A 23,300-nucleotide genomic window follows, 5' to 3' on the forward strand; every position below is an offset into this window, starting at 1 on the left:
ATGGTCATTCACCCGGGACGTGCGAAAAAACCGGGTCACCGACGAATGGTGAGCGTGATGATTCGCAGCTTCCTGAAGGGCCTTCACACTCCCGTTGCGATGCTCCCGGGTCCAACCCTCCAGCAGCTTTTGCATATGCCGGGCAGCTGGGGCGGACATAAAGAACCGGAGGTTCCATTGATCAAAGGCGTTGGCGATGCAGGAGGAATATGATACGGTAGACATGAGGCAGAATCCTTTCTCGATGGTGTTTTGGTCGATGTCATCGTACCGTATCAACGGGGATTCTGTCTCTTTTTTATCGATAATGGAAATAATTGTTAATAAATCCGCAACATAAAAGTACTAATAATAGAACTAATTTTTGCTAGGGCGGTGTTCATAGATGGAACCAGATTATTATAAAGTTACTCACGTAACCCATTTTGACGATGTAGAATTGAATATCTTGATCGGAGAGTTTGAAAGCACTGAAGCAGACATCCAAGAATTGGCCGAGCAAAACGTTCAAACCTTATTAGTAGAAAATGAACTGCATGTGATTTATGGAGGACGTCATATTGTGATTCTCTTTCACGAAACAGACAAATACCAATTTGAACGAAACTTTCAATTATTGGACTGGAATTTGGGCCATGCCTACGCCGAACTAAAACGAGAGCATCCAGAGAAAAATGTGTTTGCTTTTTCCTCCGTTGCTTACGGAATAGATCACGTTTCTCCAAAAGAATTAAGTCAGTAGAGATTGAAAGAGGTGTTCCCCACACCTCTTTTTTTACTGTTTTTCTAATTTTAAAATGTCGATTTCTTGTTCTTCGGTATCTAATTCTTCGGCATACAGGCTTTTGATTTTCGCTTTCGCAGCTTCTTCGTGATCGGCCTGAATCTCTCCCTCTAAGATGCTAGGGAAAAAGTGATCGGTAATCGCAAAAGCAAACTGTTGCATGGTTGTTCATCCTTTCTAGTATCTCATTTTCGTTTCATTAATTCATTAATCCGTTTCTGCCACTGAAAGATTTGAACCACCTTGATAAAGGTGAACAATGACAGGGCCAGAAGAACGGCCGCAATCGCCAGCCATGAGAACCATTGTTGCAACCAGAGGGATGCCGAGGACACCACCATGAGCATGACACTAACGATTAATAATTGCTTGGAACTGTTGTAAATCTTCGTTTCCAGTTCTTCCATGTTCCAGTCTTGATTCATGCTGATTCCTCATTTTTGTTCTAATCTCAACTTCTATACCTATCATAACATTCATGCCTTAATGATACAATGATACAATGATTCTTCTATATAAAAAATCTAATAAAGATTTTAAGAAACAAAGATACAAAGTCAATTTAAAAAAACCTGTTTAAGAGAACGTTTGTTCGTGTATACTTAGTAGTAACGAAAGGACGTGATACCCGTGAAATCCAACAAACTAACGCCAAACAGCAATCTCCGTTGGGAAAGTAGCCGCATGATTCTCCCGGAATGGCGCAAGCAATGGTTACAACGGCAGGAAGCCCAAACGTGGCAGGAGCCGCCCGAACTGGACGACCAGATGATCGAGGAATATATGCAGATGATTCATGACGGTATGGCGTATACGTGGCTGTTCGACGTCACGTACTGGCAGGACGGCCAGTTCCACACGGCAACTGGCTATGTGGCCCGTTTCCGAGACGCACCGCCGCAGGTATGGCTTCAAGTGGGGGGAGCCGTGTTGACGATTCCTGTCGAACATATTCAAGCCGTGGAGAGCCAGTCGTAAAAGGAGGGCAAACCGATGAAACGAGTGGTGTTTCTGATCGACATGATGAGTTTTTATGCGTCCGTCGAAAAGGTGTATCATTCGCACCTGTCCCAGCATCCGGTCGTGGTGGCCGGCGACCCGGACCGGCGCAGTGGTGTGATTTTGGCGGCCTGTCCCGTGGCGAAAAGCCACGGCATTAAGACCGCACAGGCTCTTTGGGAAGCCCAATCGCTTTGTCCCGAGGTAACGGTCCTTAAACCCCGGATGCAACTTTATATCGACATATCCACGCAGATTAACGAACTGTTTTTAACGTATACCGATCAAGTGGAGCCGTTCTCCGTGGATGAATCGTTTATCGAACTCACCGGAACGGTCCATCAGTCCCGGCCCGAGCAAACCGCTAAAAGCCTTCAAAAAGCCATTCTGCGACAATTTGGCATCTATGCCCGTATTGGCATTGGCGAGAATAAAATCCTTGCCAAGAGTGCATGTGATCTGCAAGCCAAAAAACGCCCTGGAGGAATCTTTCATCTTTCTAAAAACCGCCTAGCCGATGATTTTTGGCCGTTTGCGATTGGCGAGCTGTTCGGTGTCGGCAACCGCATGGAAAAACACTTCATGCAGACGGGCATCCGTACCATCGGCCATTTAGCGAATTATCCCGTGGAGGAATTACAGCATCGGTGGGGCATCAACGGGGAGCTGTTGTGGCAATATGCGAACGGCATTGACCCGTCTCCGGTTACACCCGACACCCATCAGCAGAAAAAAAGCATCGGCCACGGCATGACCCTGCCGAGAGACTACCATCAACGAACCGAGATTTTCGTGATTCTGCGAGAACTGGCCGAAGAAGTGGGCCGCCGCACCCGAGACGAACGATTAATCGGGAATCAACTATCGCTAGGTATCGGTGGCACGTATGAAAACCCGGTCGGTTTTTCCCGGCAACTAACACTCCCGATGGCGACCAATGACGGCCGGGTGATTTATCACGCCTGTCAGAAGCTGTTTGATCGGCACTGGCTTGGCACACCAGTCCGGCGCATTGGCGTGTCTCTGGAAAAAGTCGAACCGGACACGCACCGGCAGTTAAGTTTATTTGATGAGGTCGAGGACCGTTCCTCCTTGAACCAGACGCTTGATGCTTTGAAAGACCGTTACGGCGGCGGCATTATTATGTACGCTTCTTCCTTAACCGATGCCGGACAAGCCCTCGAACGATCGAAGAAAATTGGAGGTCATTATAAATGAACAACCCTATTCGTGACGCCCGTTCTCCTCATTACATTGGTGATCTACTGTATCACGCCCGAACGTCCAAAGATTTAACCGTGAAAGACGTCTGTACGATGTGTCTGGTGTCGAAGCCCGTCTATGAAGCCTATGAAATGAACCGAGTGCCAAACATCGGTTTCCGAGAAGCCGAAGCCTTAGCCACGCTGCTAGACCTTTCTCTCGATGATTTAGTGCGTCCGTTTGATTAACAAACATACTAAAAAAAGAAACGGACCTACGAACGGTCCGTTTCTGTTATTTAGAACTATTTTGTTTAGCATTATCATTTAGATTAATCACAAAAATCCAGAGATAAATACATATGATACTAACATGTAATATGAATGCCGCAAATAACCACCACATCCAAGCAAAAAACTCTATTTGTAAAGTTAAAACAATGCTTGGTATTATTACACCCAAGATAATGGATAGGGAAAGAACAACAAGCGCCCCATATACTCCAGACGGATTCGCATATTCTGTTAGCAGGTGCTGTTGACCTTCAATTTCTCTGTCTAACGAACTTATATCATTATCTAATTGCTTTAAGTTTTCTCCATGTTCATTAGTTTGTTTAATTTGTATCTTTGAATTGTCGTTAACCCGAGGTGTTACTAAATCAATGAATAGTGAATACAAACGCCTCTCTTTAGCCCTGTCGTCCGGAAAATCATCATGCTCTATTAATTCATAAACTTTATTAAAATCATGGGTTATTACTTGGCTATCAACTGCGTAGGCATCTCCCCATTTATATAAATAACTTCTTATTTTCCCAATGTGTTTTCTTATCTGTTCCTCGCTTAAAACATTGAAATCATCTTTATTTATTAATTGATAAAGAGATTCAGTGCTTGCACGAGTTATATCATTTCCACTTATTAAACCACGTATATCCATTTGGAGCATAAAAGGTTCTAGATAATAATATGATTCTAGCAGCTTATATTCTTCGCCTTCTATTCTTTGCTCCAAATTTTTCCTTCGTTCTTTCATACCATCTCTATTTATTCGCAGGCTTTTGATACGACGATGAATGGCGTTTTGTTCACTGGAAATTGAAATAACTCGACTAACTAGAAATCCAGCGATAATGGCTACTAAGGCGGCCGAACTAGTAATAATAGTTGATAAAAAGGTGATTTCATTGTTCATATTTATTATCTCCAAGATATATAATATTTTTTATTGAAAAACTCACGATAAACTGATGGAAGGAGAAGATTGTTTACTTTTTAATGCTTGCTTCTGGTTCTTTTGAAGTCCGTGTTTCAATTCCTCGTTCCAGTCTTTCGTCTTGGTGGGCCGGTGATCGACAATCGCATCGGGATTGATATAGTCGTTCAGTTTTTCGTGAAAATGCGCTCCGGCCGCATCGTTATCCACGGCCGAAATGACCTGCGTGACCTTGTGACCGTCAGCCTGTAAATCCTGCAAGCCCCGTTTCACCGCCTGTATTTTCAAGCCACTCATGCTCTGCAATCGGGTGTTTTGGACGTCTCCCTTTTTTTCCGACCAGTAGGAAAGCGCATCTATCGGGCTTTCAAACAGCGCAATCTTATCAATGTTCTTGCCGACATTAATCGCAAAGCCGCCATCTTCGGCTGAACTTTTCACCACGCCTTTAAAATGCTTTCCGTTTTCTATCGGCCTTGTTCCCTGCCGATCAGCTCCGATCGTTTCCCCGTTCCGGTCTTTCCATTTCATCACGCAGTTGTCTTTTCGGTCCTGTACGATCAAATCTTTGTTCAAGCACCAATCCACCACTCGTTCATCAATTTTCCGATCGTTCACCAAGTAGTCCCGAACGTTCGAGGTATCAGCCACTTCATAATGTGAAGGATAGGAAAACGGCTCTTTCTCCACCTGTTGCACCGGCTGGCGGTCAAGCGCATATTCATGGTCATTAATACGCCGGACGGCATCGGGAAAGGAGAGATCGTGATAGGTCATCGCAAAATGAATCGCCCCGTAGCCGCCTTCCTGTCGGCTGTTCCAGTAGTATTTTTCGCCCTGAATCACTAAGCTGTCATGCTCTTTAAGGTTATAGTACGGAGGATGCCCGTTGCCCTGCTGTTCCACTTCAATCCCGTTCGCATCCAAGTAATCCATAATAGCCACAGTTTTGGCCTGTTCGATTTCCTCACTGTTTACTCGGCGGTTTGCCATGCGTTCTCCCTCCTTTCTACATGCTCATGCCGTTCTGTCGAACGGTTTTCCGGGTGGTGGTTTCTTCCACAGTTTCCTCTTTGGTGACGCTTTTCGTGTCAGCCTGTTCAAACGGCCACGTTGGTTCTTTCTCCGTGGTGGTTTCGCCTTTCAGCCGTTGTTCCAGTCGGTTTACCGTAGCAACGGTCAGCATGTTCTGGTCTACAGCTTGTTCTTTTAAGGCTTCATAAGCGTTTTGGCTTTCCAGTCGATCAAGCAGGGTATCTTCATTTAGTCCATCCTGTCCTTGTTCTTTGGTTACATGGTCTTGATAGGACGTATAGGCCGATGCCAACTGGACGCTTTGATTGACCGCTGCCCGGTCCTGTTGATGCTCTTGCACGTCCTTAGTCGTGGCTTGATGAATCGCTTCGGCCGTTGCCCCAGGAACATACCCATGTTCTTCAGTAAACGCCTGTACGTCCTGCCGTTGCCTTTCATATGCATCCGAGTTATTCATGCTGGTGTGTCCTTCTTTGTGTTCTTGAATCTTCACCGCTAAATTTTCAAACGTTTGTTCAAAGGCTTCCGGCGTATAAATGTCTTGCAGATAAGACTGATCGCTTAAATGCTCCCGGTGAACAGCATAACCTTGTTGGTTTAGGGTGGTGTTCAAATCGTGATATTCGGCGTCTCCCAATGCCAGACGACCGGCTGAAAGGACCTGTTGATTGTTATTTTCATCCGGCGGCATAATCACCTTCACATTGGTTTTGGCATAGCCGAGTTCATCCATGTTTGCCATGTTCCGTTCGGCTAATACTTTATCCATTTCTGGCAGAGACAACAGGCGGCCATCCATCTGATTGTCCTCCGACCATGCCGCAAATGCTTTTGGTTCTTCCAAAGACGGGTCCACGATTTTATAATTGTCACTTCCGACCCCGTAAGGCGGTTGCCCTTGATTGAAGCTGTCGAGCTGATTAAAGGATTGCACTTCCTGTTCGACCGTTTCCCCTCGAACGTCTCCATGTGCCAGCAAATTGTTGCCGTAATTATCTTCAAAGGTGGACCGGAAGGTTTTCTCGTCCATATCCCCAATACGCTGAACCTCGTTACTGGTGACCACTTGATAGTCTTGGAATCGTTCTTGTAATTCATTGGTGCTTGCTTCTTCGTAGGTGTTTTCGATCTGCAAATCATCTTCCAGATGCGTAATCATGTCATACGATGTATCTTTGACACCTTGAAGCAATGCCACTTTGTCGGTTGTCGTATCATGCTGTTGATTGTAGGTATGCAGGTAATCCAGACTGTAATCGCTCGTATCCAGTCCAAAATGCGTAGCCACGGTATAGGCCGTCATTTCAGCTTGAAATTCCTTCTCCGAGTGCGGCAGGTCCTTGCCTTCCTTCTCCCGGCCATGCAGTTGAGCGTGAGCCGCTTCATGGATGAGGGTTTTCACGTTCTGGAGTTCATCGTTTCTAGTATTAAGCTGAATTGCCCGGTGAAAAGACGATGCCCCTCCAGGGCTGGCCTGCGTGTATTCGATGTACTGGCCTTTGGCCGCCCCGAGTTCTTCCATTGGTTCGGTCAGCACGTCCACGTTCATGGTATTGGCATACCGTTCCATCGAATCATAAAACGCTTGATAGTTTTCGACCGAGCCTTCGAGCCATTTGTTCGGAAAAATCTTCGGTAAATCATCGGCCGTGGCGTTGGTTTGGGAAATATCGAAAACTGTTCCGGTCTTGTACCCCAGCTTTTCTTTGACGGGAATCTCCCCATTGTCGATTTTCGCTTTTTCTTCTTTCGTGGCCTGTTTCAATCCCACGGTTTGCTTCACACCGTTTTCTTCCCGTTCAAACGCTTTATACGGTGTAGGAACAAGAATTTTGTTTCCTTTTTCGCCCTTCTGGACCGAAAAACCCTGTTCTTTCCAGAACTGAAAACCACCTACGGCGTTCGCTCCCGGAAACTGTTTTTGAATCAGCGTGGAGTTGCCGACCGAGTAATCATAGAACTTGCTCATAAAGTTCAAGTATTCTTTCATGTTCTCCGAGGACTGAAAATAACTATCCACTTGACTGTTTCGATCTTCGGTTAACTGTTCGACTTCCTGCCGTTTCGTTTCGGCTGATTTTCGTTTGTAAGCCATGCGTTTTTCCTCCTTGATTATAGAGCGTTTCCGTCCTCATCCACGCCGACATCCAAATCTTTTAACGCCGGATTATTGATCTCTTTCATATCTAATTCGTTATCCAATACCAACCGTTTCTTATCCAGATCAACGAGTACATATTCCATATCCGTTTCCACGAGCAGTTGTTGCAAATCCTTCATATCTTGGTCATTCAATGGAATTTCTATCTCTTGCTTTCCCATCGACACCACGACTTCGGTTTCACCCATTTCTTTAATAAACCCAAACTCTAATTGGCTCATGCTTGTCCTCCTTGTGATTGGTTTTGCTTCTTCTCATGTTCGGCTTTGCGTTGTTGCAGGTGAGCAATACGTTCATTCACTTCTTCTTTGGCCGTTGCAAGCGTAGGTGATTCATAATCACTGGTCGTCATAATATGCGTCACGTCATTGTTAATCATAAAACCGTTCATCAGTTCCAGAAGCACCTGCGAATTACGGTCCGTATTGTTCACGCCCAGCTGTATCCGTTTGAAATGTTTATTCATTTCCTTTTCGATTTTTTGATTGATCTGATCGGTCATCATAGAGGTATAATAGCCCGTCTGTTCTTCGACCATGTTTTGGTGCTTGTGTTCTAAAATGATTTCATTAATCGTTTTCGATTGGCTATCTATATTCCGCTTCTCTTGTAATTCTTGAAGATATTCATCCGCTTCATTCGACAGACGGATACGTAATTGTTTCGTCATCATAAGGATTGCCCCTTTTGGTTATTTTGGATATTTCGTTGCATCTGCTCATAAGCGTTCTGGTTCTGATAGCTGTTCAGTTCGGCATGGACCACTCGATTTAATCCGTACTGTATCTGGTTCAAGGCCCGGTTCTTTTGAAAAGCTACTCGCTTCTGGTTCGTATTTGAAGAACGGTTGTTTTGTTCGATGCGTTTTTCCTTGTAATCATACGATTTCATTTCTTGTAAGAAGGTATTTCCCATGCGTTTATACAGATCATCTTTTTTATTTTGTTTGTAATCTTTGTACCGAGATTCGTTGCCTTCCCCGTACACTTTTTTCAGCATTTGTTCTTCTTTATTGAGTTTTTGATCGAGCTGTTTCATTTCTTTAGGAAAGTTTTTGTGTAGATATTTTTCCGTCAGTTTATCCAGATCGGGTTTAACATGATTGATATTTTGATACCCGTACTGCCAGTATCGTTTGTTTTCGGGCAGTTGCTTTTTGATCGCCAGAAAGTCTTTTTTCATGCCCCGGTCCATGCCTTTCATGGTTGGCTGTTCTTTCTTTTTGTTCACGATTTTGTTTCGCATCAAATCATTAATTTCTTTGTGTTCAAACGAACGGTCCTGTATTTTATTAACGAACGTGGACCGCATCCCTTCCAGTGATTTTAATTTACGCCTTCCCCGTTGATTGTCACTTGGTTCCGTATCCACGGAAGCCAGATGAATATGAATGTTTTCGGTGTTATGGTGAACGGCCCCGGTCCATGCCATTGTGTCTTTGAAGTTATTTTTTTCGTACATATCGGACACAGCTGCGCGCGTTATTTCTTTCAGTTTCTTTTCATCTACGTGCTTCGTTTTTGGGTCATAGATGCCGTTTTCCTGTAACCAATCATTATCAAAGGAGATCACGTCTTTATATAAAATACTTCCTTTATTTTGGGCCTGTTTGAAATCGTCCATGACGTTCTTTTTATCTTCCTTAGTTAAATCATCGTGATACGCATTGAACAAAGACGATGCTTTCTGATTATCATCCATATAGTGATTATAAGAAGCAAAGTCCTGTTCATTTTTCGCTTCGTTCCGGTCCATGTATTTGAGGTAATTGGAGAAGCGTTTGTTCCCGACTTTGCTTTGGCCCATCGCAAATTCCGATTTCACGACCACGGCTGTTTTGCTTCCAACTTCCATGTTTTACACTTCCTCACGCACAACATCCGTGTCGTCACTCATGCTTTCCAGCCATTCGTTTTGTCGTTGCATTTGTTCACTAAAATGGTTCAGGGCTTCGGTATTTTTTTCTATTAATGTTTTGTAGGCTTTATCATTTTCATTCAGTTCTTTTTGCATCACATAGTTTTCGATCAATTCTTTCAAGTAATGCTGTCGAGATAGCCCTCGTTGTTTGGCACGTTCGTCAATCGTTTTAACCACTGTTGGGCTTAATTCACGCAGTAGAATGTTCATTGTTTTCTCTCCTTTCCAGTGATCAAACAGGCCAGTTCCAGAACAACCCCAGTGCAAGATCAAAATATTTGGAAGAGCATAAGGGAAAAATGATATCACTTCGTGATATACCCGGCAGTGCCGGGTTTTTGGAATGATATCGTAAAAATTGCTTTGTGTGTCACTTGTGAGACAGCACTGTGACACATTTGAGTCATATATGCTTGCTTGTGTCACTTTTGAGACAATTTAAAAGGCTTTTTTTGCAGGGTTATGGTCAAAAAATGACCGAAACCCTGTTACTTATTGGAGCGAAATGCTTTCCTGTTTCTTGCGTTCTTCGTAACTGTCGATGCGTTCCTGTTCCATGTTAATCTGTTCGTTTAGCGTATCTATATCGCCCTGGAGCTGTTTCTTTTCGGTTTCTAAGGAGTTCAAATAGCCGTCCGTTTCGGTTTGTTCTTCATCCGTTTGGTAGTTCTTTTCTTGTTCGATTTGGTGCGCTTCTTCTTCGAGATCAGCGATCTCTTTCTTCAACGTTTGGCGTTCTTCTTTTTTCGTTTCAATGGTTTGTTCTGTATCCTCAATGAGCGTGTTCATAATATATTTCACGTAGCCGTAGTCGTCATCGGATGATATGCTTGCTTCTTCCACTTTCCGATAATCCGTGTACAGTTGAACCACGTTTTCGACTTCTTCCGTGTTCGTTTCCGCATCCGAATCGGTTGCGGAATCTTCGTTTTCTTGTTCTTGGTTTTGATCAATTTGAAGCAATACCTGTTCATAATTCTTATCTAATTGGCTGATTTCAAACACCGCATAGTCGTTCATCTGATACGTTTTTTTGACTGGAACTTCTTCGCCGTTGGACCGTTGTTTGCTCATAAACTGTAACGAATCCTGTTCAAAACGGAGATCGTTCATGTCGATCACGACCTGCATTTTGTTTTTCTCTTGGTCATAAATCCAGTCCAGTACTTCCACATCATCCGTTCCACTGGTGGTAATTTCTTCACCAATCGGAGACGCCTGAACTTCGATGGTTTCCTCCATGTACATATTCGATGTACTGAATCCAATGAAGCCTAACAGCACCACAGCTGTTATCACCCCGAACCATTTGCTGGTCTTTTTTCGTAAGTTCACCCGGTCTTTATTCAGCATCGAATCCCCCCTCGCTGTCCGAAATATCTTCCATTTCTTGCGCTTTCCATGTGCCGTTTTCTCGTTCAAAATGCACTTTCATTAACACCGGACTGGTTTCATCCACGTCCGTTTCCGTGTAATGCATCTGGTGATCGAGCCGCACAATCACTTGGGCTTTTTCGGCATCGTCCATGTTTTTAATAAAGTATTCTTCGTTCGCAATATCCGTGGTGACTTCTCCGTTTCCATACATTTCCCCCGCGAAAAATCGGTCTTTCAGTTGGTCACTCATGACCCCTTCGGCTTTCTCTTTTTGCTTCTCATAATTGTCCGAGGTATGCACAAACGCCGTGTTCATAAAAGCATCCGTTTGGCTTTCCAGTTCATCGAAACGGGCTTCTCGTTCGGTCTTGGACTGATACTTGACCTGTTGTTCTAAGGCTTCGTTATCTTCTTCTAATTGGCTGACTTGGCTTTCTAATTCGGTTGCTTCGGCTTCCGTGGGAGCGTCCGTTTGATTAGTAAAAAAGAAGAAGATATTGAATAGCAGCAGTAGAAATAAAACCACGATCGAGAAGTATTTAAAGGTTTTGATTGTATCCATCCTGTTCCTCCTTGTTACGAAGAAATGCGTTTCACCCGGCCGTTAAAGTTTTCGCCCCAATAGCCGTCCTCCATGCTTTCAATCGCTACGCCTGTACTGCTTTGAGCGCCGATAAATTCGCCATTGCCAACATAAATCCCAACGTGGCCGTCCAGTTTATAGGTATCGAAAAACACCAGATCGCCCGGTTTGGCGTTGGAATAATCGACCTTTTGGCCTTTGGTTTTGAGCGAATCCGTGTTCACCGAACCGAGACTGCCGAGTTCCACCCCGACCTGTTCATACGCCCAATACACGAAACTCGAACAATCGAACTGGCCGGCCTGTTGGTCACTCCGGGAACGGCCGCCGCCGAACACGTAGTTACTGTTGCCAATCCATTTTTCGCCTACCTGTACGACTTCGGCCACGTCTCCATCTAGTTGCGTAGTGGCTGTATTCGTGACGTATTTCATCACCGCATCCACATAGCCAATGTCGCCGTAACATGCTCCGGTTTCCGCACTTTCTGGCCGGATGCACGAATAGTTTCCACTACCTTTCACTTTCTGATACTGCTCACGGGAGAACTCAATCGCTAACTCTTTCGAGTATTCGCCGTCATTATTGGCGTCCGCATAATCAATAAAACCGCCGCCGAAATTGTAACTCTGTAAGGCCAGTTTGACGTCTCCGTTGGCATCCTCTAACACCTTCGAGAAGTACCGGACGCCCTGTTCAATCGAGCGTTCCGGGTCATCAATCGTGTTCGGAGGAAGGCCCAGGGATTCGGACGACTGCATGATGTCGTCCACCCGGCCGCCAGATTCCTGCATGGATAACGCCATGAGGACGTTGACGTGATCGCTAACCCCAAATTCCTCCGCATACTGTTCGTAGACCGGACGCAGGTTTTCAATTTTGGCCGAGATATTTTGCGTTCCTCCGGCCACGAATGTGCCGTCACCCTCACTGTTATCCGAGGAAGTGGTATCCATCATCACTTGAAAGAATCCAATCACCATCACCGTGAACAGGACGACCAGAAGCGCCGACAATCCGATGATGAGACGCAGTTTTAGTGTGCCGAGTTTGAGTACCGCACCCCCGGCTTTGGCGGCTCCTTTGGCTACCGTGTTCATGGTCTTACGCCCCTCCCCCGAACAGGTCTAGTTCTTGATTGCTGACGTCTACTTTCATTTTGATGTTCTTCACAGACGAAATGGAAAGCACCACTTCCCCTTGCGATAAGTAGGGAATCTGCCCCAGTTCCGAATCGTTGAGCTGTCCCGTAAAAATCTCTTTTAACCGGGGGAGCGATTCACTATCCTGTTCGCCAATGAATTTGTATTGCGTGAGACTGAACAGCTTTTTGACTTCTTCGGCCGCACTCTGATCGGCCTTGTCGGGCACAAAATCTTCAATGACGTGGCTCGCAAAAAACAGGCCGCCGAAATACTTCCGGGCTTCCCGCATGAACGTTTGCAGGAAGGTGACGCCGTGTTCCGAGCCTTTGCGCGTATTAATGATGTGATGCGCTTCGTCAATCAGAATCAAGTACCTTACCGCATCCTCAAACCGCAGACGGTGTTTGTTGAAGGCTTGCAGTTGAGGTTGCCCGTTACCCAGCATCCCGTCCCAAAGCATGTTGAGGACGTTGAACAGTTGGGCTTGAAAGACTTCGGCCGACAGCTCCGATAAGTTCCGCAGGTGAAAGGCCACAAAGTCCTCTTTATCAAAGTCCATCAGACTGGAATGAGCGTTAAACAGGCGGCCGTAGGTTTCCACCAAGTTCTTGATGTTCAGTTCAATGTTTTCCAGTCGTTCCCGGCGGTGTACACTTACGTCCTCATTCACTAAGCCTTTGGCTTTGTCGATGTAGAGATCATCTTGAATCATCGTCAGTAGATCGCTAAAGATCGGATATTCGTCCGGCCGCCGTTCGGTGATGTTGTTTTCCTCCGGGTCGATGTTGTCCGACCATAAGCCCTGTTCGATGTACAGGCGGCGCAGGGAGTTCTGAAACTCCTTGATTTCCTCGTTCGTCACATCCGGGCTGATGAACCGGTAAAACACCTGCATTTTCGAAAGGTGCTTCGCAAAAGATGCTTCCTGTTTAATCGCCCCTTCGTCCGTGGTTTCCGACCGATACACCTGCAACGGATTGATCGAGCCGTCCGAGCCGTCCAACGCAATGGTTTTGCCGTCCAATGCATCGGCCAGTTCGCCAAATTCCCCGGTCACGTCCAGAATCCGTACCTTGTGGCCTTTGATCGCATTATCGAGCGCCATTTTTTTTAGCAGCGTGGATTTTCCCGACCCCATTTTGCCGATCATTAAGGCATTGTAGAACTTGCGTTGCTTGTCTTTATGAAACAGATCGAAAATGACGTTCCCGTGAGTGTCCGTTGTGCCGTAGTGCGTCCCGAACGGGTCATCCAGAGACGTATAGTGGAACGGAAAGCCCCCGGCAAGGGAGAGGGCCGGAAGTTCAATGCCCTTGCGTTTGTTTGGGTACTTCATTTGATGCGAAAAGGATTCGATCAGACTGCCCCATTCATACTCCTGTTCGTTCAGAAAGACCGACCCCCGGAAGTTCAGGGCTTCCAGATCATCAATCACCTTTTTCACCGTCACTTCCAGTTCATCAAGCGTCTTACTGGAGACATACAGCCGCAGGACAATGCGTTTCACGACTTCGCCCTGCCGGATTTCGTTGTAAATGCCGGAGAGTTCCTCGAACGATTCCGTGGCTTCGATCGCATCGGCCGTCTCTTTCGCCTGCATGGTCCGGGTTTTTTGTTCGGCCATGCTTTTGTTTAACTTCGACATGACCTCCCGGCGGTTCGGGGTTGCCACATCGAGCGCCGCAATGACGTTCGGCATGTTCATAATCTCTTCGAGCCAGAAGTCATTGACGATCGTTTGAAAGTCGTAAATATGCACGCAGGTTTCGTAGCCGTCTCCTTTGCGGATATAGCTTTCGTTGAACTTGATGCCGCCCTGCGGCTGGATTTCACTTAACAGCTCCCGGTTATAGCCCTCGGTGTTGCCTTGTTCCTGTGCTTCGTCTTTTGGCCCCCGTACTTTTTGCATGATGGATGCGAGCATGAGTTATCCCCTTTCGTGCGTATGACGGTTTTTGGAGTTCAAGTTATTTAATTTATAGAGAATATTGATCTTCTTATCGTCCGTGAGCCGAATCACCGGGGCCACGGCTTGCAGTTGGCCTTCCACTTCCGTGGACCGGGATTGAAGCGTGTATTCATCATCCGCATAGAGGAATAAGAAAAATTCCCGGTTGGTGCGGCGTTGCTCGATGAATTGGAGTTCCTGGAGTTTCTTTTCTAAAAATTGTCGATACTGCGGCTTGCTTGTCTGTTGCATTTTTTCAAGGATATGCCGTTGTTGCGTGGACGTATCCACCGGAAAATCAAACGGAATGATTTTAAAATCGTGGTTATACCACTGTAAAAAGGTCGCAAAATGGTAAATCTTTTTCGTTTTATCGCTTTCGTTCAAGGCGTAAATATCGCTTGATTCGAGTTGCACAATATCCATGTAGCCTTTCTCGTCCGAGAGTTCCAGAAAGCCGTTGCCCGTGAGATCAATCACGGAAGCTAAATCGGCATAACTGGATTTCACTTTCGGCTTGGCTTCTTTTTTTCGTTTTTGGACTTGATCGCTTTCGACAAAGATGGCCGTTCCTTCACTAGGCTTTTTGCCAAACCAACGGCCTTTCTGATCGTTAAAAAGAGCCATTTAGGATTCACTCCTTTGCGTGTCGTCCGGTTCGTCCACCGGAGAGTAATCAATCGCCGTGTACGTGTCTTTGCGGCGCATGATCGCATAGTACACGGCTTGATAGATGCGGCGTTTCGGGTTACTGGTCGGCCGAATAATTAAGAGCAGGGCCAGAAGCAACATGAAGGCGTAAAAGCCCCAGATCAAGTTGCCATGTACCAGATTGCTCATAACCATCGTGAACGGGATTAACCCGATCAGTAGAAGAAAGTCCGTCAGATACATCCATTTATTGATTTTTAGTTCGGTACTCATGTCTTTGGGGATGCGGTAAGACGCCATGTGCGGTCCTCCTTACGTCCGTTTATTGTTTCGTTTCACGGTTTTCCGGGTGTGTTTCCCGAGATCATAGTTTTGCGTCCGGGGGGCTTGCTGTTCCGTGACCCGTTCCCGGCGGTTTACCCGGCCTTCGGTCTGCCGATGCGTGACCGACTGTTGCACGTCCTGTTCGGTATCGTTGCCCTGATGGTTGACCTGTTGTTCTTGATAAATGGTTTCCTTGCTTGTTCCTCCCCGGTGTCCCTGTTCGGTGGAGCGTTCATGCCGGACACTCGCCGTGTCTTGGCCGGAGGTATTCGCACTGGCTGATGCCGGAGCGTTCCCCGTGGACGGCGTTTCCGGGCTTCCGGCGTTGGATGCCGCCCCGGATTGGTTCGTCTGCACGTTGCCGCCAGATGCTTGCTGTTGCCCTTGAACGCTTTGCACGTCCTGTTCGACGTTTTGGGTTTGTTGGCCGTCTACTTCCTGCGTTACCTGTTCCCGGTGGGTTCCAGTCGTTCCGGAACTGTCGCCTTTGATGTTCTGAACGCTTGCCGTGTCTTGGCCGGAAGTATTCGCACTGGCTGATGCCGGAGCGTTCCCCATGGACGGCGTTTCCGGGCTTCCGGTGTTGGCCGCCGCCCCGGATTGGTTCGTCTGGACGTTGCCGCCAGATGCCTGTTGTTGGCCCTGTACCGTTTGCACGTCCTGTTCCACGTTTTGGGTACTGCTGCTATCCGTTTCCTGCGTCACCTGTTCCCGGTGCGTTCCAGTCGAGCCTGTATTTTCGCCTTTCATGTTCTGAACGCTTGCCGTGTCTTGGCCGGAGCTGTTCGCACTGGCTGATGCCGGAGCGTTCCCCGTGGACGGTGTTTCCGTACTTCCGGCGTTGGATGCCGCCCCGGATTGGTTCGTCTGGACGTTGCCGCCGGATGCTTGCTGTTGGCCCTGTACCGTTTGCACGTCCTGTTCCACGTTTTGGGTGTTGGTTCCGTCCATTTCTTCCGTTACCTGTTCCCGGTGCGTTCCGGCCGAGCCTGTATTTTCGCCTTTCATGTTCTGGACGCTTGCGGTATCTCCGGTGTCAGCGTTGGCACTAGCCGATGCCGGAGCGTTCCCCGTGTACGGTGTTTCTGCAGAATCCGATTCGCCAGCCGCCCCGGATTGGTTCGTCTGGACGTTGCCGCCGGATGCCTGTTGTTGGCCTTGAACGCTTTGCACGTCCTGTTCCACGTTCCGGGAGCCGTTGCCGTCCGTTTCCTGTTCCATCCGTTCCCGGTGCGTCCCGGCCGTTCCGGTGCTTGCGCCGTTGATGTTTTCCACGCTCTCCGTATCGCCTGTATCGGCGTTCGCCGTGCCCGATGCCGGAGCGTTCCCGGTGGCCGGGGTATCATCCGTGTCCGTTGCTTCGGTTGGAGCCGGAGAAGAAGTCGCCTGTCCGTTCGTTCCAGACGCCGAACTGTTCATGCGTTGTTGGGCTTCAAGGTTCGATGCGGATGCCCCTTTGGAGCTGTTTGCTTGGCCGTTGGCCCTGCCGTTCGTCCGGCCTTCCGTTCCCGTGGCTTGTTCTTCTTCGCTCATTTCTTCATGCAGAGAGGGAATGGAACTTTGATTGTTATTGGCCGGGGCTTGGTTGGCTTCCGTGTCCTTGGAAGAAGAAGCCGCCGAATCCCCAGATGCCGATGTGGAGCCGTTGGCGGCCGGATGGTCGCCTTGATCGGTAGCGCTTTCGTTGGCCGTATCGTTGCCCTGGCTGTCCGTTCCGGCTTTGTTGCCCCGGTAGTCGGCCATGTTTGCCACGTTTCCGGTTCCTCCCGAGCCGGATGGCCCTTCGGCGGCCTGCGACACGTTCTCCCGGTCTTGGCCGTTGCCATTGTTCGACTTCGAGCCGGAGCCGCCCGAGCCGCCGTTGCCTTCTTCCTTGTTTTTGCTCATTTTGTCGCTGATGTTTTTCACCCCACTCAACCCGGATTTGGTGGCCCCGGTTGCGCCTTTAGCAGCGGCATACGTTCCGGCCAGAGCACCCCAGCTGGATTTCAACCCGGCATCTAGGCCAAAGAGCCGTTCGACAATGTTTGGTCCGTCTAACACGGCCACACTAAGCCCGACCATGCCGAGCACGTACACCAGACCATCGGTGCTGTCGTTCAGCATGTCGGCCGCAATCATGTAGATTTTTAGAGATAAAAAGACCATGATCGTGACCATGAAGATGCTGATGATGTTTTGGACCACTTGTTTCATCCGTTGCCCGGAGTGCATGTCGGACGCCGCCACGAGCGGAGCCAGTACATAGTTAAAGGCCAGATTGAAAAACAGCGTGGCGAGTTTGACGCCAATAATCACTAACACGGCCGCAACGACCGTCAGTGTAGCGATCAACGGGACCCAATCGACTTCATAGCGGTAATAGTATTCCTGCGTAATATTGGAAATCCACCCGCCATCTTCGAGGTCCACGACTTCCCGTGTGCCGTCCGGCAGGGTCTGGATTTTTTTCTCGACAATATCCTGCCCGGTTTCGGACAAATCATCTTCGCTGTTAATGTTTGTATCTTCATTCAGCGGTGCATTGATCGTAAGGTCTTGGGCATAGGACGGGTTGATCTTATTGCTTTCATCGAGTTCCGTGGTTTCCCATCCGTTTACGTCATAGAGCGCCGCATCGGTAATATTATTCGTGATTGCATCATCGGCTAAGGTGCTTGTGCCGTTCTCAAAGTTCACCGCATCCACGGCTTGGTCCGTAAATTCGTTGGCCTGATTCATCCCGACCGACAAAATGGTCATGATCGCCAGCGCCATGAAGATGTTCGAGACGAGCGCCGGACGGTTCACGGCGTCCTGTTTCAAGATAAGCAGATAGCCAATGAACATGAGGTTGATTGCCATAAGAATGACCAACACGGGTTGCATCGTGTTTACAAATTCCGTGATCTGCGGATTGTCGTATAGGAGTTTCAGCCCCAGCATCGAATCTGTGATATTCTGAAACGCATCGACAATCCATGCCATGCCTTTCACAAACATCCATGCCATCATGCGGAGAAAGTCGATCACGATTGTTCCTTTTGTTAATTCATCTGAAAACCGTTCGAGATATTCCAGTATTTGTTCATCGTTCACGGCGTTCCCTCCTTTCGGCCCGGTCTAGCAGGTTAAAAATTCGGCCACGCTTGTTTCGACCGCATAATCATATTCATCCACCAACACATCAAGATGACCGGAATCATCCTCTTTGGCTTTCACTTTGACCGTGGCATCGGTGAGCCGGATAATCAGTTCGCCCCCGACCTGTATATCCTCAAAATGATTTAAGACATCAGTTAGTCGTTGAAGAGACAGGTTCTGCATCGTTTGTCACTCCTTCCAGTTCCGTGTGATAATCCCGGCGTTTTTTCTGAATCATTTGCCGCATCCCCTTAATTAATCCTTCCTTCAATACGCCTTCGGTCTGCCAGTCGTCCAAGTATTCTTCCAGTAGACCGATCGGCAGATGATGAATGGACGTATCGGTATGTTGTTCCACCGCCTTGAGCAGGTTTTGATCGTCTAAGATGTCTTGAACGATCAACTGTTCAAACGCAATCGCTTCATCGCTGATCTCTATTGCCCCTTCGGGGGCTTCCTCGTTATCCTGTTCGTTGTTTGCTTCCTCCTGTGACCCTTCCGCAGACGGTTCTTGCGTGGCGTTTTGATTTGGCGTTGGCCCGTCTTGATCGTCCGGGCCGTGATCGGTGTTTTCATCCTCGAATCGGTAAATCACTTTTGTCAGATCAAGCCCTGCATGGTCACAGGGAATATCAATATCCTCCAGGTCCGTATCCGTATTAAATTGGTCACTCAAATATTCATACCGGAATTTCATCCGGGTCTTGCCGTGGTTATAAATCGGGTACGGGGTCACATTCTCCCGGTTTAAGTCCTCCCGTTTGATGCCCCGATACACCACCATTTCGCCCGGTTTCAATCGTCCGAGTTCGGACGCATCGAGCAGGCGGCGGCCATCGGTCCCTTCGGTTTTGTTTTTATCGGTACTAAGCGTACTCCCGGACCGGCTGTTGGAGCTGATCGTCTTTTCGCCCAGCAGTTTGGAAAATTCCTCGTTCGTTTCGTAGTCCGTGGAAAGCAGATACATTTTATTGGCACAGTTACCAATGATGTTGTCGGCTTCCTTGTCGTATTTGTGCTTGATCTGCGACAGGTCCTGCACCACCAGATTAAAATGAATCCGGCGGCCGAGACTGACCGTAATCATGTTGCCCATGTCCGAGATCGAGGGCATGTTCCCAAATTCATCTAAAATAAAGACGACCTGCCGGATGCACTTCCGGCCCGGCGTGAAGTAGGAGGTTTTCGCCAGTTCGGTGTACAGCTGCTTGACGTACAGGGACGCAATCACATGCAGGGACGTATCATCATCTGGCGTTAATAGAAAGACGGCTGTGGGCTTGGTGAAGTGTTCAAATTCCCGGAGGGTAACTACTACCTGCTGATTGCCTTGCTGTTCCTTCTCAACTTTGTACGTGACCGTTCCGGTTTTTTCGTCAATCGCTTCCACCATCACCGTAAGCGTTGCATCCGTCTTGTGATCGTGAAAGGTGACGGTCTGGCCTTCGTTGAGAGATCGGTCATGACTGAACTTGAACAGGCCGTTCGTATTTGCCCGGGTTCGTTCCTTTCCTTCCGGGAACGTGGCCGTGACTTCGCCCTGCGCTGATGCAAAGCCCGTGATGTGCTTGCCAAATCCGACCTTTCTCATATCAAATGAGTGGTACGAGGTCATTTTCGCAATCGGCGTGAGGGTGAAAATGCTCAACTTATCAAACGCATTGGCAAAAATCCCGGCGACCGTCTGGCCCGCCCCACTCGCGAATTTGACCGTGGCGTATTGAAGTTTGGCCGGGTGATTGCGTGGCAGACTGTCAAAGAAGTGGTCCAAGCCGGAAATCATCGTGCCTTTCTCGTCCGTTTCCTGTTGGCTTGCCAGTTCATTGAGGGTGTTTGCCACCGAGTACATCGTGATTTTTTCCGGGTGGTCCGGCAGGTTCTTTTCGCACAGCCCCAGAATCAGCGCTGTACATAAGGAACTGGCCGAATCCTGCCAGAATTTATCCTTCGCATCCGGGTCCGCATACAGCATGTGAGCAATCGCCTTCGCATGTTGTTCGGCCTTCCCCAAATCCCCTTCCTCATAGGCATCAATCACCATACGGAGGATCTGAAAACTCATGGACCGGATTTCCGGTTCAATCAAGTTCAGGGCTTCCACATGATAGCCCCGGTGTTCGAGCGTTTCCTTTGATGCCGCCAATAACTATAGTGATAGGTAAGATTTTGAGGTAATCTCCATCTTTTCCCCCACTTCACACCGTACGAGCGCGTTTCCGCGCATACGGCGTTCCATCGTTTCTAACTCACTCTTTTATTCTTATGACGGTTTGATCGGTTCTAGGCCAGATGCTTGTCGAAGCTCATTCAGTTTCTTCAAGTGCTTAGGAGCCAACATAACGTACCGAAGGTACTCTTGGATCTTCTTCGTATCCGATAGATGAATCAGTCGATGAATGAACGTATCCACAATGACAAGGTTAGCGTAATGATCACTGCCTCCTCTGGATTTTGGTTGAATATGATGGCAATGGATGCGATCGATTCCAATAGGCTGGCCAGTGACAAAGCACCTTCCATATTGCGCCACATATTTAGAGATCCGGTTATCATTGTATTCAATGCTTTGATTCTTCGAATAATGATTCATGACTTGAGCCAGGGCCCCTCGTGGCAGAGCACGAAGATCTTGGTGAATCTTCTTTCGCCCTTCCTTGGTGTAATTCGTTACATGCTGACTGAAGTTCCGAGGGTTTTTATGATGCACCCCTGTCACAGGGACAAGGCTGGCTTGTTGGATCGAGTAAATCTTTTTCCAAGGAGAAATTCCTCGAGCTCGTTTTTGGAAGCTGGCACTGGTGTCTTTGAATAAGATCGTTGTTGCACAGGTTCGAAATCTGGCTCTCATTGATTGTAAGAGAGTGTAATGGACCTCCGTTAAATCCATGTAAATGGTGGTGGCATACCGATAATAATTTTGTATTCCTCGCACTGTTTGATTAAATCGAAAAACATTTTCTGGTTTAGGGTGGTGTTGAATGTCCTTAATGCGGCGTTTAAGAAGGTGTTTGGTTTTCTGCAGCGAGTGATCGTTCATCGAGCTTTTTACGACGTAACCGTGTTTCGACTGCTGTTGCTGTACCAGTTTTAACTTGAATCCAAGAAACTCCGAGGCATTCTTTTTCAAATTGATCACTCTGGATTTCTTGTCATTAACGGTTAATCCCAATCGGGATTGAAGAAAGTCCACCACAGCGTGATAATAGCGCTTCGATTCTCGGTAGCTTTTCGTCATGATCTTAAAATCGTCCGCATAACGAACAATGAAACCTGCTTTTAAATTCGTGTATTTTTTCGCATAGGCTCGAAAACCGATCGATACCGCTCGATGAGGCTTATACGTTTCCCATTGCGAACTAACCCACCAATCTAATTCATTTAGAACGACATTCGCCAATAACGGGGAAATGATCCCTCCCTGAGGGGTTCCTTCCTGAGGAACACCCTCTCCCTCAATCTCTGTTTTCAACACCTTCGAAATCATTTTCATCAATGATTTATCGCGAATCCCTAATTGCCATAGTTGTTTGAGTAGTTTGCCATGATGAACATGATTAAAGAACCCTTTAATATCAATATCCACACAGTAATGACACTTACCGCGGTTAGCTAACGATACGACCCGGCTAAAGGCATGATGGGCACTACGATTTGGTCGAAAACCATAACTATGAGGATGGAATTTCGCCTCACAAATCGGCTCTAACACCTGTCGTATCGACTGTTGGACCATACGGTCCCAAATGGTAGGAATGCCTAGAGGACGTTTTTCATTCGACCCTTCTTTAGGAATCCACACTCGTCGAACAGGTTGCGGCTGATAGTTTTCCAACCTTTTTCGTACTTCTTGGACGATCTCTCGATCGTTCAAATGCCAAATATCTTGGATGGTTCGCCCATCCTGCCCAGCGGTTTTACTACCTTTGTTGGTTTTGATGTTTCGGTATGCCAACCGAATATTTTGTTCTGCTCCGATCATTTTCATAAGTTGATAAAAGTTGTTCCCGTTTTGGCTAGCCGAATATAAACGATCGTAAGCTGTTTGCATATCGTAATATTCGTGATAGCGTAGGTTCGTTTTCTTTAACATGGCCTGTAACCTCCCTCGTAGATATCTGGAGGATTACATCTCTTAGTCTTACTCGAATCCATGTTAGAACCAATACAATGAGTTAGTTGTCAACGACTAGTGGCTATCCCTCCACGTGGATTAGACGCTTCATTGGTACTGTGCCACCACTTTCCTTGCCATAAATCAAAGTTATCATCGGATAAATTCGATGTTTCCTTTGAACCGTTTCCTTGAGAACAAGCTCTCCACGTTGGCAAGTTACCACGTTCCGTTATTTCTATCTGTACATACACCCGTAGGTCTCCCCTATGAACCTGCTACCTTGAAACCGCCTGTAACGGCTTATGGATTTTCATAAAGGAGAGTCTTACTCATCCACAGTAGCGACACTTATTGTGTCCGAAAGCCTTTCGACTTCCTCCCGATATAGGTCCGTACGATCAGAGATTCGTCTACACATTACTTCAATTCGCTGAAAGTTTCTCGTGTATTCTAACCCTAGGTGTTTTATAGACTTCCGGCCTATAGGGCACATCATCCACCGCTGAATGACTTTCGTTGATCCCATCGGGATCTTACGGCGCCTCTCAGCCGTCTTCATCGAGCTTCATACATGATCGTTCTTGTTCACCATCATGCATGTCGAAGGATTAAAGGAAGCCCTTCCAGGCGTTACCCCTTCATTTGACTTCTCGAAATAACAGTTCACTGTGTTTTTCACAGTGTCTAAGCTTTTCACTTAGAAACGTGTCGCGCC

General features: G+C 47.3%; 23 protein-coding genes and 1 pseudogene. 4 read left to right on the top strand and 20 right to left on the bottom strand.

Annotated elements, in window-relative coordinates:
• Window positions 1–225: pseudogene (locus G548_RS19385) on the bottom strand (IS701 family transposase); the annotation flags it as partial.
• Between the two features lie 160 nt (window positions 226–385).
• On the opposite strand from G548_RS19385, the gene G548_RS0115505 reads away from it, so the two are divergent.
• The gene (locus tag G548_RS0115505) at window positions 386–742 is read left to right on the top strand and encodes a hypothetical protein (protein WP_022795064.1); all 357 of its coding nucleotides are present in this window, start codon (window positions 386–388) and stop codon (window positions 740–742) included.
• Between the two features lie 33 nt (window positions 743–775).
• Here the strand turns inward: G548_RS0115505 and G548_RS19390 are convergent, their stop codons facing one another.
• Both G548_RS19390 and G548_RS0115515 read right to left on the bottom strand, forming a co-directional pair.
• The gene (locus G548_RS19390) at window positions 776–946 is read right to left on the bottom strand and encodes a hypothetical protein (RefSeq protein ID WP_022795065.1); all 171 of its coding nucleotides are present in this window, start codon (window positions 944–946) and stop codon (window positions 776–778) included.
• Window positions 947–969: 23 nt separating this feature from the next.
• Window positions 970–1,209, bottom strand: coding sequence for a hypothetical protein (locus tag G548_RS0115515; protein ID WP_022795066.1), 240 nt, complete (start codon window positions 1,207–1,209; stop codon window positions 970–972).
• A 205-nt stretch (window positions 1,210–1,414) separates the two neighbouring features.
• On the opposite strand from G548_RS0115515, the gene G548_RS0115520 reads away from it, so the two are divergent.
• The 3 genes from G548_RS0115520 to G548_RS0115530 are packed head-to-tail and all read left to right on the top strand — an operon-like array spanning window position 1,415 to window position 3,234.
• Window positions 1,415–1,762 (top strand): YolD-like family protein, encoded by a 348-nt coding sequence (locus G548_RS0115520; RefSeq protein WP_156847961.1) that lies wholly within the window; start codon window positions 1,415–1,417, stop codon window positions 1,760–1,762.
• Window positions 1,763–1,777: 15 nt separating this feature from the next.
• Complete coding sequence (locus tag G548_RS0115525; protein ID WP_022795068.1) at window positions 1,778–3,001, top strand: DNA polymerase IV; 1,224 nt, start codon at window positions 1,778–1,780, stop codon at window positions 2,999–3,001.
• Window positions 2,998–3,234: a hypothetical protein gene (locus G548_RS0115530; RefSeq protein WP_022795069.1), complete on the top strand. Its 237-nt coding sequence runs from the start codon at window positions 2,998–3,000 to the stop codon at window positions 3,232–3,234. The genes G548_RS0115525 and G548_RS0115530 overlap by 4 nt, the downstream gene beginning before the upstream one ends.
• 46 nt (window positions 3,235–3,280) lie before the next feature.
• On the opposite strand, the gene G548_RS0115535 is transcribed toward G548_RS0115530, so the two are convergent.
• From G548_RS0115535 to ltrA, 17 genes are all read right to left on the bottom strand, one after another.
• Window positions 3,281–4,183 carry a hypothetical protein gene (locus G548_RS0115535; protein WP_022795070.1) on the bottom strand — a complete coding sequence of 301 codons (903 nt, stop codon included), beginning with the start codon at window positions 4,181–4,183 and terminating at the stop codon, window positions 3,281–3,283.
• A 42-nt stretch (window positions 4,184–4,225) separates the two neighbouring features.
• A complete protein-coding gene (locus tag G548_RS0115540) occupies window positions 4,226–5,197 on the bottom strand; it encodes a DUF3991 and TOPRIM domain-containing protein (RefSeq protein WP_022795071.1) in 972 nt (323 codons plus the stop codon).
• A 16-nt stretch (window positions 5,198–5,213) separates the two neighbouring features.
• Window positions 5,214–7,334, bottom strand: coding sequence for an ArdC family protein (locus G548_RS18885; protein ID WP_022795072.1), 2,121 nt, complete (start codon window positions 7,332–7,334; stop codon window positions 5,214–5,216).
• A gap of 17 nt (window positions 7,335–7,351) precedes the next feature.
• Window positions 7,352–7,621, bottom strand: a complete 270-nt coding sequence (locus G548_RS0115550; protein ID WP_022795073.1) for a hypothetical protein — start codon at window positions 7,619–7,621, stop codon at window positions 7,352–7,354.
• Entirely contained in the window at window positions 7,618–8,073 is a 456-nt protein-coding gene (locus tag G548_RS0115555; protein ID WP_022795074.1) for a hypothetical protein, read from the bottom strand. Before G548_RS0115555 ends, G548_RS0115550 begins: the two co-directional genes overlap by 4 nt.
• Window positions 8,070–9,254, bottom strand: coding sequence for a MobP2 family relaxase (gene mobP2 / locus G548_RS0115560; protein ID WP_022795075.1), 1,185 nt, complete (start codon window positions 9,252–9,254; stop codon window positions 8,070–8,072). Before mobP2 ends, G548_RS0115555 begins: the two co-directional genes overlap by 4 nt.
• 3 nt (window positions 9,255–9,257) lie before the next feature.
• Window positions 9,258–9,530 (bottom strand): hypothetical protein, encoded by a 273-nt coding sequence (locus tag G548_RS0115565; protein WP_022795076.1) that lies wholly within the window; start codon window positions 9,528–9,530, stop codon window positions 9,258–9,260.
• Between the two features lie 282 nt (window positions 9,531–9,812).
• Window positions 9,813–10,673, bottom strand: coding sequence for an AAA family ATPase (locus tag G548_RS0115570; RefSeq protein ID WP_022795077.1), 861 nt, complete (start codon window positions 10,671–10,673; stop codon window positions 9,813–9,815).
• Window positions 10,663–11,259: a hypothetical protein gene (locus tag G548_RS0115575; RefSeq protein ID WP_022795078.1), complete on the bottom strand. Its 597-nt coding sequence runs from the start codon at window positions 11,257–11,259 to the stop codon at window positions 10,663–10,665. The genes G548_RS0115570 and G548_RS0115575 overlap by 11 nt, the downstream gene beginning before the upstream one ends.
• Window positions 11,260–11,273: 14 nt before the next feature.
• Window positions 11,274–12,239 carry a bifunctional lytic transglycosylase/C40 family peptidase gene (locus G548_RS0115580; RefSeq protein WP_245558612.1) on the bottom strand — a complete coding sequence of 322 codons (966 nt, stop codon included), beginning with the start codon at window positions 12,237–12,239 and terminating at the stop codon, window positions 11,274–11,276.
• Between the two features lie 145 nt (window positions 12,240–12,384).
• The gene (locus tag G548_RS0115585) at window positions 12,385–14,349 is read right to left on the bottom strand and encodes a VirB4 family type IV secretion system protein (RefSeq protein WP_022795080.1); all 1,965 of its coding nucleotides are present in this window, start codon (window positions 14,347–14,349) and stop codon (window positions 12,385–12,387) included.
• A gap of 3 nt (window positions 14,350–14,352) precedes the next feature.
• Window positions 14,353–15,000 carry a hypothetical protein gene (locus G548_RS0115590; protein WP_022795081.1) on the bottom strand — a complete coding sequence of 216 codons (648 nt, stop codon included), beginning with the start codon at window positions 14,998–15,000 and terminating at the stop codon, window positions 14,353–14,355.
• A complete protein-coding gene (locus G548_RS0115595) occupies window positions 15,001–15,324 on the bottom strand; it encodes a DUF5592 family protein (protein ID WP_022795082.1) in 324 nt (107 codons plus the stop codon). It lies immediately after the preceding gene.
• 12 nt (window positions 15,325–15,336) lie between these two features.
• Complete coding sequence (locus G548_RS0115600; protein WP_022795083.1) at window positions 15,337–18,426, bottom strand: pLS20_p028 family conjugation system transmembrane protein; 3,090 nt, start codon at window positions 18,424–18,426, stop codon at window positions 15,337–15,339.
• Between the two features lie 24 nt (window positions 18,427–18,450).
• Entirely contained in the window at window positions 18,451–18,654 is a 204-nt protein-coding gene (locus G548_RS0115605) for a hypothetical protein (RefSeq protein WP_022795084.1), read from the bottom strand.
• The gene (locus G548_RS18470) at window positions 18,623–20,614 is read right to left on the bottom strand and encodes a VirD4-like conjugal transfer protein, CD1115 family (protein ID WP_022795085.1); all 1,992 of its coding nucleotides are present in this window, start codon (window positions 20,612–20,614) and stop codon (window positions 18,623–18,625) included. The genes G548_RS0115605 and G548_RS18470 overlap by 32 nt, the downstream gene beginning before the upstream one ends.
• A 117-nt stretch (window positions 20,615–20,731) precedes the next feature.
• Window positions 20,732–22,561 carry a group II intron reverse transcriptase/maturase gene (gene ltrA, locus G548_RS0115615; RefSeq protein WP_022794933.1) on the bottom strand — a complete coding sequence of 610 codons (1,830 nt, stop codon included), beginning with the start codon at window positions 22,559–22,561 and terminating at the stop codon, window positions 20,732–20,734.
• Window positions 22,562–23,300 lie beyond the last annotated feature (739 nt).

It is taken from the genome of Marinococcus halotolerans DSM 16375 (genome assembly GCF_000420725.1).
GTDB classification, from domain to species: Bacteria; Bacillota; Bacilli; order Bacillales; family Marinococcaceae; genus Marinococcus; species Marinococcus halotolerans.

Bases quoted from the DNA above. Each gene is read 5' to 3' on its own strand.
- G548_RS0115505 (WP_022795064.1), top strand. From the start codon at position 386: ATGGAACCAGATTATTATAAAGTTACTCACGTAACCCATTTTGACGAT.
- G548_RS19390 (WP_022795065.1), bottom strand. From the start codon at position 946: ATGCAACAGTTTGCTTTTGCGATTACCGATCACTTTTTCCCTAGCATC.
- G548_RS0115515 (WP_022795066.1), bottom strand. From the start codon at position 1,209: ATGAATCAAGACTGGAACATGGAAGAACTGGAAACGAAGATTTACAAC.
- G548_RS0115525 (WP_022795068.1), top strand. From the start codon at position 1,778: ATGAAACGAGTGGTGTTTCTGATCGACATGATGAGTTTTTATGCGTCC.
- G548_RS0115530 (WP_022795069.1), top strand. From the start codon at position 2,998: ATGAACAACCCTATTCGTGACGCCCGTTCTCCTCATTACATTGGTGAT.
- G548_RS0115535 (WP_022795070.1), bottom strand. From the start codon at position 4,183: ATGAACAATGAAATCACCTTTTTATCAACTATTATTACTAGTTCGGCC.
- G548_RS0115540 (WP_022795071.1), bottom strand. From the start codon at position 5,197: ATGGCAAACCGCCGAGTAAACAGTGAGGAAATCGAACAGGCCAAAACT.
- G548_RS18885 (WP_022795072.1), bottom strand. From the start codon at position 7,334: ATGGCTTACAAACGAAAATCAGCCGAAACGAAACGGCAGGAAGTCGAA.
- G548_RS0115550 (WP_022795073.1), bottom strand. From the start codon at position 7,621: ATGAGCCAATTAGAGTTTGGGTTTATTAAAGAAATGGGTGAAACCGAA.
- G548_RS0115555 (WP_022795074.1), bottom strand. From the start codon at position 8,073: ATGATGACGAAACAATTACGTATCCGTCTGTCGAATGAAGCGGATGAA.
- mobP2 (WP_022795075.1), bottom strand. From the start codon at position 9,254: ATGGAAGTTGGAAGCAAAACAGCCGTGGTCGTGAAATCGGAATTTGCG.
- G548_RS0115565 (WP_022795076.1), bottom strand. From the start codon at position 9,530: ATGAACATTCTACTGCGTGAATTAAGCCCAACAGTGGTTAAAACGATT.
- G548_RS0115570 (WP_022795077.1), bottom strand. From the start codon at position 10,673: ATGCTGAATAAAGACCGGGTGAACTTACGAAAAAAGACCAGCAAATGG.
- G548_RS0115575 (WP_022795078.1), bottom strand. From the start codon at position 11,259: ATGGATACAATCAAAACCTTTAAATACTTCTCGATCGTGGTTTTATTT.
- G548_RS0115580 (WP_245558612.1), bottom strand. From the start codon at position 12,239: ATGATGGATACCACTTCCTCGGATAACAGTGAGGGTGACGGCACATTC.
- G548_RS0115585 (WP_022795080.1), bottom strand. From the start codon at position 14,349: ATGCTCGCATCCATCATGCAAAAAGTACGGGGGCCAAAAGACGAAGCA.
- G548_RS0115590 (WP_022795081.1), bottom strand. From the start codon at position 15,000: ATGGCTCTTTTTAACGATCAGAAAGGCCGTTGGTTTGGCAAAAAGCCT.
- G548_RS0115595 (WP_022795082.1), bottom strand. From the start codon at position 15,324: ATGGCGTCTTACCGCATCCCCAAAGACATGAGTACCGAACTAAAAATC.
- G548_RS0115605 (WP_022795084.1), bottom strand. From the start codon at position 18,654: ATGCAGAACCTGTCTCTTCAACGACTAACTGATGTCTTAAATCATTTT.
- ltrA (WP_022794933.1), bottom strand. From the start codon at position 22,561: ATGTTAAAGAAAACGAACCTACGCTATCACGAATATTACGATATGCAA.